The 11,820-nt window shown below is 42.4% G+C and carries 11 protein-coding genes; all 11 read left to right on the top strand.

What is annotated here, in order from left to right; genetic code table 11:
- The first annotated feature begins 98 nt into the window (after positions 1-98).
- Positions 99-1,949 carry a glycoside hydrolase family 9 protein gene (locus tag EBQ12_RS01210; RefSeq protein WP_035392050.1) on the top strand — a complete coding sequence of 617 codons (1,851 nt, stop codon included), beginning with the start codon at positions 99-101 and terminating at the stop codon, positions 1,947-1,949.
- A 17-nt stretch (positions 1,950-1,966) separates the two neighbouring features.
- The gene (locus EBQ12_RS01205; protein WP_125588867.1) at positions 1,967-4,075 is read left to right on the top strand and encodes a glycoside hydrolase family 48 protein; all 2,109 of its coding nucleotides are present in this window, start codon (positions 1,967-1,969) and stop codon (positions 4,073-4,075) included.
- A 79-nt stretch (positions 4,076-4,154) separates the two neighbouring features.
- Complete coding sequence (locus tag EBQ12_RS01200) at positions 4,155-5,381, top strand: endo-1,4-beta-xylanase (protein WP_125588865.1); 1,227 nt, start codon at positions 4,155-4,157, stop codon at positions 5,379-5,381.
- A gap of 20 nt (positions 5,382-5,401) precedes the next feature.
- Positions 5,402-6,532: a glycoside hydrolase 5 family protein gene (locus EBQ12_RS01195; protein ID WP_125588863.1), complete on the top strand. Its 1,131-nt coding sequence runs from the start codon at positions 5,402-5,404 to the stop codon at positions 6,530-6,532.
- 241 nt (positions 6,533-6,773) lie between these two features.
- Positions 6,774-7,247, top strand: coding sequence for a ribosome maturation factor RimP (rimP, locus tag EBQ12_RS01185; RefSeq protein WP_008344744.1), 474 nt, complete (start codon positions 6,774-6,776; stop codon positions 7,245-7,247).
- Positions 7,248-7,279: 32 nt separating this feature from the next.
- The gene (nusA, locus tag EBQ12_RS01180; protein ID WP_007499530.1) at positions 7,280-8,395 is read left to right on the top strand and encodes a transcription termination factor NusA; all 1,116 of its coding nucleotides are present in this window, start codon (positions 7,280-7,282) and stop codon (positions 8,393-8,395) included.
- 15 nt (positions 8,396-8,410) lie between these two features.
- Positions 8,411-8,695: an RNase P modulator RnpM gene (gene rnpM / locus EBQ12_RS01175; protein ID WP_008344742.1), complete on the top strand. Its 285-nt coding sequence runs from the start codon at positions 8,411-8,413 to the stop codon at positions 8,693-8,695.
- Positions 8,688-8,990 (top strand): YlxQ family RNA-binding protein, encoded by a 303-nt coding sequence (locus EBQ12_RS01170; RefSeq protein ID WP_007499528.1) that lies wholly within the window; start codon positions 8,688-8,690, stop codon positions 8,988-8,990. The genes rnpM and EBQ12_RS01170 overlap by 8 nt, the downstream gene beginning before the upstream one ends.
- A gap of 19 nt (positions 8,991-9,009) precedes the next feature.
- Positions 9,010-11,130, top strand: coding sequence for a translation initiation factor IF-2 (infB, locus tag EBQ12_RS01165; RefSeq protein WP_007499526.1), 2,121 nt, complete (start codon positions 9,010-9,012; stop codon positions 11,128-11,130).
- Positions 11,127-11,405 carry a DUF503 domain-containing protein gene (locus EBQ12_RS01160; protein ID WP_017359071.1) on the top strand — a complete coding sequence of 93 codons (279 nt, stop codon included), beginning with the start codon at positions 11,127-11,129 and terminating at the stop codon, positions 11,403-11,405. Before infB ends, EBQ12_RS01160 begins: the two co-directional genes overlap by 4 nt.
- Before the next feature lie 17 nt (positions 11,406-11,422).
- Complete coding sequence (rbfA, locus tag EBQ12_RS01155; protein WP_007499525.1) at positions 11,423-11,773, top strand: 30S ribosome-binding factor RbfA; 351 nt, start codon at positions 11,423-11,425, stop codon at positions 11,771-11,773.
- Positions 11,774-11,820 lie beyond the last annotated feature (47 nt).

Genomic DNA, 11,820 nt, shown 5'->3' with positions numbered 1-11,820 from the left:
TCAACACTGTACAAAACACGTACGGAATGACAAGGAGGTGGTCATTTTTTGTTCAATGTTTCACGTTTAAGAAAAAAGAAGGGGTGAGAAGTAGGTACATGTCAGATTACAACTATGTAGAGGTGCTTCAAAAATCCATTTTGTTTTACGAAGCCCAGCGTTCCGGAAAGCTTCCTGAAAGCAATCGTCTTAACTGGCGAGGGGATTCTGGACTAGAGGATGGGAAAGATGTTGGTCATGATTTAACAGGCGGCTGGTACGATGCTGGTGATCATGTGAAGTTCGGGCTTCCGATGGCCTACTCGGCAGCCGTGCTTGCATGGACAGTCTATGAGTACCGAGAAGCTTACGAAGAGGCAGAGCTGCTTGATGATATGTTAGATCAAATCAAGTGGGCAACCGATTATTTTTTGAAAGCCCATACAGGTCCAAATGAATTTTGGGCACAAGTAGGCGATGGGAATGCGGATCATGGCTGGTGGGGTCCAGCAGAAGTGATGCCGATGAACCGGCCGGCATTTAAAATTGATGAACATTGTCCAGGAACAGAAGTAGCCGCCCAAACCGCAGCCGCTTTAGCAGCAGGTTCAATTATTTTTAAAGAAACAGACGCGCCTTATGCAGCAAAGCTTCTCACCCATGCAAAGCAGCTTTATGCATTTGCTGACCAATATCGCGGTGAGTATACAGATTGTGTCACCAATGCTCAGCCATTTTATAATTCCTGGAGCGGCTATATTGATGAGCTCATTTGGGGTGGAATATGGCTGTACTTGGCGACAAATGACCAGACCTATTTAAACAAAGCACTAAAAGCAGTAGAAGAATGGCCGAAGGATTGGGACTATACGTTTACGATGTCGTGGGACAATACCTTTTTTGCTTCGCAAATTTTACTTGCGAGAATCACAAAGGAGAAAAGGTTTATCGAATCGACGGAGCGTAATCTCGATTACTGGTCGACGGGTTTTGTTCAAAATGGAAAAGTAGAAAGAATCACTTATACGCCTGGCGGACTAGCGTGGTTAGATCAATGGGGTTCACTTCGTTATACAGCAAATGCTGCATTTTTAGCGTTTGTGTACGCAGATTGGGTCTCTGATCAAGAAAAAAAGAATCGATACCAAACATTTGCGATCAGGCAAACACACTATATGTTAGGGGATAATCCGCAAAATAGAAGCTATGTCGTTGGGTTTGGCAAAAATCCGCCGATGCATCCACACCATCGAACTGCACATGGCTCATGGTCTAATCAGCTGACAACTCCTTCTTCTCATCGGCACACGCTTTATGGAGCGCTTGTTGGGGGGCCTAATGCACAGGATCAGTATACTGATGACATCTCTGACTATGTATCAAACGAGGTAGCAACAGACTATAATGCCGCCTTTACTGGAAATGTAGCCAAAATGGTACAGCTGTTTGGTCAGGGGCAGTCAAAACTGCCGAATTTTCCGCCTAAAGAAAAAGTGGAAGATGAGTTTTTTGTAGAGGCAGCTGTCATGAGTAACGATACAACATCTACTCAGATCAAAGCCATTCTATACAATCGATCAGGCTGGCCGGCAAGAAGTAGTCAATCACTTTCTTTTAGATATTATGTCAATCTGAGCGAGATATTTGCGAAGGGATTCACTGATAAAGATATTCAAGTGACAGCTGTCTACAATGAAGGCGCTTCCTTATCTCCGTTAACGGTGTATGACGCATCATCCCATATCTATTTTACAGAAATCGATTTTACTGGCGTAGCTATTTTTCCAGGAGGCGAATCGCTTCATAAGAAGGAAATACAGTTCCGGTTATCTGCGCCAAATGGTGCGAATATATGGGATGCCTCAAATGATTATTCCTTTCAAGGATTAACATCCAATATGCAAAAAACAGCGAGAATTCCTGTTTTTGATCAAGGTGATTTAGTATTTGGTACGCTTCCGAATAAATAAATATAAAGGGTGAGGACATGACAAATAAAGAACGGTTTTTAACACTTTATCATCAAATGAAAAACGATGCGAATGGATATTTTTCAAAAGAAGGCATTCCGTATCATTCCGTTGAGACACTCATTTGTGAGGCACCTGATTACGGGCATATGACAACTTCAGAAGCTTACAGCTATTGGTTATGGCTTGAAGCATTGTATGGTCACTACACAGGCGATTGGAGCAAACTAGAAGCGGCTTGGGATAATATGGAAAAGTTTATCATTCCAGTAAACGAAGATGGACATGACGAACAGCCGCATATGAACTCTTACAACCCATCTAGCCCAGCCACATACGCTTCAGAAAAACCATATCCAGATCAATATCCGAGCCAGTTGACGGGTGCTCGCCCTGCTGGTCAAGATCCAATTGATCAAGAACTGAGGTCAACTTACGGAACGAATGAAACGTATTTAATGCACTGGCTTCTTGATGTAGACAACTGGTATGAATATGGGAATTTGCTCAACCCATCACATACTGCTGCATATGTAAACACATTTCAGCGGGGTCCGCAAGAATCCGTATGGGAGGCCATCCCTCATCCATCACAAGATGATAAAACGGCCGGAAAGCCCAATGAAGGTTTCATGAGCTTGTTCACAAAAGAAAATCAAGCGCCAGCCGCCCAGTGGCGCTACACAAATGCGACGGACGCTGATGCACGTGCAATACAGGCGATGTATTGGGCAAAGGAACTTGGCTATAATGGGTCAGTCTATCTTGATAAAGCGAAAAAGATGGGTGATTTTCTTCGTTACGGAATGTACGATAAATATTTTCAAACAATTGGAAGCGGTAAGCAAGGTAATCCGTATCCTGGAAATGGAAAAAGTGCATGTCATCACTTAATGGCGTGGTACACCTCTTGGGGCGGGGGACTTGGAGAATATGCGAATTGGTCATGGCGTATCGGTGCGAGCCATTGTCATCAAGGGTATCAAAACCCAGTCGCTGCCTACGCTTTATCCTCAGATAAGGGAGGCCTAAAGCCATCGTCACCGACTGCTGCAAGTGATTGGGAAAAGACGTTAAAGAGACAGCTTGAATTTTACGTCTGGCTTCAATCAAAAGAGGGAGCGATTGCAGGAGGTGCTACCAACAGCTGGAATGGAGACTATAGCGCTTATCCAGCAGGAAGAAGTACATTTTATGATATGGCTTATGAAGATGCGCCTGTTTACCATGATCCTCCGTCCAATAATTGGTTTGGAATGCAAGCATGGCCGATTGAGCGTGTAGCAGAGCTTTATTATATCTTTGCAAAAGATGGCGACAAAACATCTGAAAATTTCCAAATGGCCAAATCTGTCATCACAAAATGGGTCAACTATTCACTAGATTATATTTTTATTGGCACGCGTCCTGTGTCGGATCAAGATGGGTATTTTTTAGATGGTCAGGGTCAAAGAATTCTAGGGGGGACAAATGTTGCTGTTGCTACGACGAGTGCACCTGGAGAGTTTTGGATTCCTGGGAATATAGAATGGAGCGGCCAGCCTGACACTTGGAGCGGGTTCCAATCTGCAACAGGTAATCCAAATTTAACGGCAGTTACAAAAGATCCTACTCAAGATACTGGTGTACTGGGCAGTCTAATCAAAGCACTCACATTCTTTGCTGCTGCAACAAAGAAAGAGACAGGAAACTACACAGCACTTGGCATAAGAGCAAAAGAGACAGCGGCACAGCTCCTTGAGGTCGCTTGGAATTACAATGATGGTGTAGGGATTGTGACAGAGGAAGACAGAGAAGACTACCACCGTTTCTTTAAAAAAGAAGTGTACTTCCCAAATGGCTGGAATGGAACATTTGGTCAAGGAAATCAGATTCCTGGTTCCAGCACCATTCCTTCTGACCCGCAGCGAGGAGGTAACGGAGTGTATACGAGCTTTGCAGATCTTCGTCCTAAAATCAAGCAAGACCCAGCTTGGTCAGCCCTGGAGAGTAAATATCAATCATCTTTTAATGAAGCAACAGGCAAATGGGAAAACGGAGCGCCAAGTTTCACCTATCATCGTTTCTGGTCGCAAGTTGATATGGCTACCGCTTATGCAGAATACCATCGTCTCATAAACGAATAGAACCTAGTGCAGCTGCCGGCTTTTTTAGCCGGCGGTTTCCTAATAAGATAAATGAAATGAAAGCAAAGGTGATGTCATCATGGTTAATAAGAAAGAATTTATGAATCATTCATCGAATGGCGGATCACAGGAACAAGAAAATCAAAGCTGGAGAAAAGAAGCAAATAATCGAATCTTACAACATAGACAAAGAGAACTTGTCATAAACGTCATCAATAAGGAACAAAAGCCAGTTGCCGGAATAGAGGTGGAAATAAAACAAATCAGACATGAATTTGCATTTGGTTCAGCAATGAATGACCAAGTACTATTCAATCAATCGTATGCTGATTTTTTTGTTCAACATTTTAATTGGGCTGTGTTTGAAAATGAGGCAAAATGGTATGCAAATGAGCCTGAAAGAGGGAAAATAACCTACGAAAAAGCAGATGCCATGCTGAATTTTGCCAATAGACACCAAATTCCAGTGAGGGGGCACGCCTTATTTTGGGAGGTAGAGGATGCCAATCCAAACTGGCTGAAATCATTACCGAATCATGAAGTATATGAAGCCATGAAAAGGCGGCTTGAGCATGCAGGCAATCATTTCAAAGGGAAATTCCGTCATTGGGATGTAAACAACGAAATGATGCATGGTTCATTTTTTAAAGACCGGTTTGGGAAACAGATTTGGAAATGGATGTATGAAGAAACGAAAAAAATTGATCCTCAAGCCTTGCTGTTTGTCAATGATTATAATGTAATCTCATACGGCGAACATCACGCATATAAAGCACATATCAATGAACTTCGTCAGTTGGGGGCACCAGTTGAGGCCATTGGAGTTCAAGGTCACTTTGAAGATCGAGTGGATCCAGTCGTTGTAAAACAAAGACTAGATGTGCTTGCTGAGCTTGGTCTACCGATATGGGTGACAGAGTATGACTCTGTTCATGCGGATGCCAATAGACGAGCGGATAACTTAGAAGCTTTATATCGGGTAGCCTTTAGTCACCCAGCCGTAAAAGGTGTGCTGATGTGGGGATTTTGGGCAGGTGCGCATTGGAGAGGTGAGCACGCAGCCATCGTGAATCATGATTGGTCGTTAAATGAAGCAGGCAGGCGTTATGAAAAGCTACTACAGGAATGGACGACACAAAGAGTGGAAAAAACAGATGCGAATGGCCAAGTGACATGTCCAGCGTTTCACGGGACGTATGAGGTTCGAATTGGTGAAGAAAGTAAAATGTTGCAGCAGCAGACGATTGAACTTGATTCAACTAAACAAACACCGCTTCAACTAGATATCATCGTACCAGTAGAATAAGAGATTGTGAGGAGAATGGAATGAAAAAATGGTTTCAACGGGTGGCTTGTTTTATGCTGCTGATCACTTTATGGGCGGGTTGGTTCACTCTTACTGTAAAGGCCTCCTCCTATGTGCAAACATCTGGTACACATTTTGTATTGAACAACCACCCATTTTACTTTGCTGGCACAAATAATTATTATTTCCATTACAAGTCAAAAAAGATGGTAGATGCTGTTTTTGACGATATGAAGGCAATGGATTTAAAGGTTATTCGTATTTGGGGATTTCACGATGGTACCCCTCAAGAAAACTCAGTCTTACAATCTCGTCCAGGTGTTTATGAAGAATCCGGTTTTCAAAAACTAGACTATGCGATTTATAAAGCAGGGCAGGAAGGAATCAAGCTGGTCATCCCACTCGTGAACAATTGGGATGACTTTGGCGGGGTGAATCAATATGTGAAGTGGTTTCAGGCAGGATCACATGATCACTTTTATACAGATTCTCGGATTAAAACAGCTTACAAAAACTATGTGCGCTATGTATTAGAGAGAACCAATACGTACTCAGGTGTTCAATATAAAGATGACCCTGCAATTATGACATGGGAGCTCGCCAATGAGCCGCGCGCTCAGTCAGACCCTTCGGGAGATATACTAGTAAACTGGGCAGATGAAATGAGTGCATGGATCAAATCAATTGACTCGAATCATCTTGTTGCAGTAGGAGACGAAGGGTTCTTTCGCATGACAGGTCATGACGATTGGTTTTACAGTGGGGGAGAAGGTGTTGATTGGGATCGTTTGACTGCTCTCCCTCATATTGATTATGGAACCTATCATTTATACCCGGATCACTGGAATCAGTCTGCTGCATGGGGAGTGAAATGGATCAAAGATCATATCACCCGAGGAAACGCAATCGGAAAACCTGTTGTATTAGAAGAGTTTGGCTATCAAAATCAAACAGCCCGTCCTGATGTATATGATAGCTGGCTGAAGACAATTGAACAGCTCGGAGGCGCAGGTAGCCAATTTTGGATTTTAACAAGCATTCAAGACGATGATTCCCTCTACCCGGATTATGACGGTTTTCGAGTTTTAAAGGAGAGCCGGGAGGCAGAAATCATTCGTGAACACGCCAAAAGAATGAATGAAAAGAACTGATGAAGAATGCCTGTTTATAAGGAACTTCATTTGCATAAAAAAATTGGATATGGTATAGTTTTTATGGAAATGCTAACGATTACCGAGACAAGAGTGGGGAAACCCGCTCTTTTGTATTGAACAGGCAATTTTTGTCTCGACATTATTCATCCGTTTTCTGCTCCCCCTGCTCACAATAAAGCAGGGTTTTTATGCAGAATGATTGATAAGAGCGTTTATCGAAAGCACAAGGAGGAAGAGAATGAGCAAAAAAGTAGTGGACATCGTAAGCGACATGGTACAGCCAATTTTAGATGGCTTACAGCTTGAACTCGTTGATGTTGAATTTGTCAAAGAGGGTCAAAACTGGTTCCTTCGCGTATTTATTGACTCTGACAAAGGCGTCGATATCGAGGAGTGTGCCAAAGTGAGCGAAGCCTTGAGCGAAAAGCTTGATGAGGCAGATCCAATTAGCCAAAACTACTTTCTTGAAGTGTCCTCTCCTGGAGCGGAGCGCCCATTAAAGAAAAAAGCTGATTTTGAAAAAGCACTTGGAAAAAATGTTTTCATGAAAACATACGAACCAATTGATGGTGAAAAGGCATTTGAAGGTGAGCTTACAAGCTTTGATGGTGAGATTGCAACAGTGACAGTGAAGATCAAGACAAGAAAGAAAGAGATCAATATTCCATACGAAAAAATCGCTAACGCAAGATTAGCAGTTTCGTTCAATTAACCTTTTCATTGATATAAGGGGGAACCATAAAAATGAGTAGTGAGTTGTTAGATGCCCTGACTGTTCTTGAGAAAGAGAAGGGCATTAGTAAAGAAATTATTATTGAAGCGATAGAAGCTGCACTCATTTCTGCATACAAGCGTAATTTTAATCAAGCACAAAATGTGCGTGTTGATTTGAACCGTGAAACGGGAACGATTCGCGTATTCGCAAGAAAAGATGTTGTAGATGAAGTGTATGATTCTCGCCTTGAAATCTCTGTAGATGATGCAGCAAATATCAACCCGAATTACATGGTTGGTGACGTCGTTGAAATTGAAGTCACACCAAAAGATTTCGGACGCATTGCAGCTCAGACAGCGAAACAAGTCGTGACGCAGCGAGTGAGAGAAGCAGAGCGAGGTGTGATTTACACTGAGTTTATCGATCGTGAGGAAGACATCATGACGGGAATCGTTCAGCGAATTGACAGTAAATTCATTTACGTGTCACTTGGCAAAATCGAAGCCCTTCTTCCGGTCAATGAACAAATGCCAAATGAGGACTACAAACCACATGACCGCATTAAAGTGTTCATTACGAAAGTAGAAAAAACAACAAAAGGACCACAAATTTATGTATCAAGAACACACCCAGGTCTTTTAAAGCGTTTATTTGAAATCGAAGTGCCAGAAATTTATGATGGTACTGTAGAGCTTAAATCTGTCGCTAGAGAAGCAGGGGACCGTTCTAAAATATCTGTTCGTACAGATGATCCTGATGTTGATCCAGTTGGTTCTTGTGTAGGACCTAAAGGTCAGCGTGTACAAGCAATTGTCAATGAGCTGAAAGGCGAAAAAATTGACATTGTTCATTGGTCAAATGACCCGGTTGAATTTGTTGCCAATGCGTTAAGTCCATCAAAAGTTCTTGATGTCATTGTAAATGAAGAAGATAAGGCGACAACTGTCATTGTCCCTGATTATCAGCTGTCATTAGCCATTGGTAAAAGAGGTCAAAATGCGCGTCTTGCAGCGAAATTAACGAGCTGGAAGATTGACATTAAAAGCGAAACAGATGCAAGAGAACTCGGTATTTTCCCAAGAACTGAAGACTCTGAATCTCTTTTCTTAGAGGCTGAACCAGTAGCTGAGGAATCTGACGAATAAGAGGTGATATAAAAGGTGAAAAGCCGAAAAAAAATCCCGCTTAGAAAATGCGTCGTGACGGGAGAAATGAAACCAAAGAAAGAACTGATTCGCGTTGTTCGTTCAAAAGAAGGGGAAGTGTCTGTTGACGCAACCGGAAAAATGAACGGGCGCGGCGCTTACCTTTCTCTCGATAAAGAAACCATTCTTGCGGCGAAGAACAAACGTAGTTTACAGCAGCAATTTCAGACACAGATTGACGAACACATTTTTGAAGAATTACTAGAACTAGCTGAAAAGGTGAAAAAACCTAATGACTGAATCTGAATGGTATCCTTTGCTTGGTCTAGCAAATCGAGCTCGTAAAGTCGTGTCAGGAGAAGATCTGGTGATCAAAGAAATTAGACATGCGCGTGCTAAGCTGGTTCTTCTTGCAGCAGATGCCTCATCCAACACAGAGAAAAAGGTATCTGACAAATGCAAATTTTACAATGTTCCGGTTAGAAAAGTTGAAGACCGTTCCGTTCTCGGACGTTCTATAGGGAAGGAAGCTCGCGTAGTTGTCGCTGTCACTGACCAAGGCTTCGCTAAGAAGCTCATAAGCTTGCTCGATTAATTTATTTGGGGGTGAACGAATGGCTAAAGTGAGAGTATATGAATACGCAAAAGCCATAGATGTTTCAAGTAAAGATATTATAGCAGCGCTTAAGGATATGAACGTGGAAGTGAACAACCACATGGCGACGCTTGAAGACGACACTGTGAAAAAGCTAGACGCTATCTATAAAAAAGCCAAAGCAAAAGAGACAGCTAACGAGAAACCCGCAGAACAAAAAAAACAATCATCTAACAAAAACAATGATAGAAAGAAGAATGACGTGCAGAATAATCAATTTAATAAAAACAAAAAAAACAACAACCAAAACAAAAACAAAAATAAACGTGGCGGCAACAACAAGGCGCAGCATCAGCAAGCAAGACCTGTGAAGCCGAAAAAAGAGCTTCCTGAAAAAATTGAATTTACAAATTCAATGACAGTCGGTCAGCTTGCTGACGAGCTTGGCAAAGAAACTGCTGAAATCATCAAAAAACTGATGATGCTTGGTGTTATGGCTACGATCAACCAAGAGCTCGACAAAGATACAGTCGAATTAATTGCTTCTGAATATGGTGTTCCAGTAGAAGAAGTCATCATTTTAGAAGAAACTGAACTTGAAAAGTATGAAGTTGAAGATAAAGAAGAAGATATGCAAGTACGCCCTCCAGTCGTAACGATCATGGGACACGTTGACCACGGGAAAACAACGCTTCTTGACAGCATTCGTAAAACGAAAGTTGTTGAAGGGGAAGCGGGTGGAATTACGCAGCATATTGGTGCATACCAAATTGAAGAAAACGGTAAGAAAATCACGTTCCTTGATACACCAGGACACGCAGCTTTTACTACGATGCGAGCACGTGGTGCTGAAGTAACAGATACGACGATCTTGGTCGTTGCAGCAGATGACGGTGTCATGCCGCAAACGATTGAAGCGATCAACCACGCAAAAGCGGCAGAGGTGCCAATCATTGTGGCTGTCAATAAAATTGACAAACCAACAGCGAACCCTGACCGCGTGATGCAGGAATTAACTGAGCATGGTCTTGTACCTGAGGCTTGGGGCGGCGAAACCATTTTCGTTCCTTTATCTGCAAAAACAGGTGAAGGCATTGACGAATTGATCGAAATGATCCTTCTTGTCAGCGAAGTAGCAGAACTAAAAGCCAACCCAAATCGTGCGGCAAAAGGAACTGTGATCGAGGCTGAGCTTGATAAAGGAAGAGGTTCTGTTGCAACCCTTCTCGTTCAAACTGGTACACTTCAAGTAGGTGACCCAATCGTTGTCGGAAATACATTTGGCCGTGTACGTGCAATGGTCAATGACATCGGACGCCGCGTAAAAACTGCAGGACCATCTACACCTGTTGAAATCACTGGTTTAAATGATGTACCGCATGCAGGGGATCAGTTCCTCGTATTCAAAGATGAAAAAACAGCTCGTCAAGTCGGTGAGGCGCGTGCGTCTAAACAACTTGATGAACAGCGTTCAGACAAAGCGAAATTATCTCTCGATGACCTATTTGAGCAAATCAAACAAGGTGATGTGAAAGATATCAACTTAATCGTAAAAGCAGACGTACAAGGTTCTGCTGAAGCACTGACGGCAGCTCTTCAAAAAATTGAAGTAGAAGGCGTAAAAGTGAAAATCATCCATACGGGTGTTGGAGCGATTACAGAATCTGATATCATTTTAGCAAGTGCTTCTAATGCGATCGTGATTGGATTTAACGTACGTCCTGATGGCAATGCGAAGAGCACAGCTGAAACAGAAAACGTAGATATCCGCTTACACCGCATCATCTACAAAGTCATCGATGAAATTGAAGCTGCGATGAAAGGGATGCTTGACCCTGAATATGAAGAAAAAGTCATCGGTCAAGTTGAAGTTCGTCAAACGTTCAAAGTTTCAAAAATCGGTACAATTGCTGGTGGCTATGTCACTGAAGGTACCATTACTAGAGACAGTGGTATCCGCTTAATTCGTGATGGCGTCGTCATCTTTGAAGGTGAAGTCGACGTATTAAAACGATTCAAAGACGATGTGAAAGAAGTTTCACAAGGCTATGAATGTGGTATTACCATTAAGAAATACAATGATATCCGTGAAGGTGATGTCATGGAATCATTCGTTATGCAAGAAATCGAAAGAAAATGATCGGTTATACCGAGTGTGAGTGTATGATCTATGATGCATCCTCACTGAAGGAAAAACGTGCGGTTCTGCAGCGTATCATGACAAGAACGCGCCATAAATTCAATGTGACCATTGCTGAAATGGACTATCAGGATACATGGCAGCGTACTTCGATCGGAATCGCCGTCATTTCCTCCTCCCGGGTTCAAGTGGAAAAGGAACTTCAGCGTGTGTTAAGCTTTATTGATTCTTTTCCGGAAATTGAACGAACGATCACGAAAACTGAGTGGTTTTAATTAGAGGTGATAAGATCATGAGTATGAGAGCAACCCGTGTGGGTGAGCAAATGAAAAAAGAATTAGGCGACATCCTTGGCAGAAAGCTAAAAGATCCAAGAATCGGCTTTTTGACTGTAACGGATGTTGAAGTATCCGGTGATTTGCAAATTGCTAAAGTCTATATTTCTGTTCTTGGCGACGAGAAGAAAAGAGAGGAAACCTTAAAAGGCCTTGCAAAGGCGAAAGGGTATATCCGCTCTGAAATTGGCAATCGAATCAGACTTCGCAAAACACCAGAGCTTCACTTTGAATTCGATGAGTCTGTAGACTACGGTAACCGAATTGAAAGCCTGATTGCTGAACTAAACACAAAAGATCACGAATAAGACGTTGAAATAAGGATAGGCGATGATCGTCTGTCCTTTTTCATCGT

It is taken from the genome of Bacillus sp. 2B09 (assembly GCF_003946835.1).
In the GTDB taxonomy this organism is placed as follows: domain Bacteria; phylum Bacillota; class Bacilli; order Bacillales; family Bacillaceae; genus Bacillus; species Bacillus altitudinis.
Note: the sequence above shows the minus strand (reverse complement) of the source record. Positions and strands in the feature narration are given on the sequence as shown.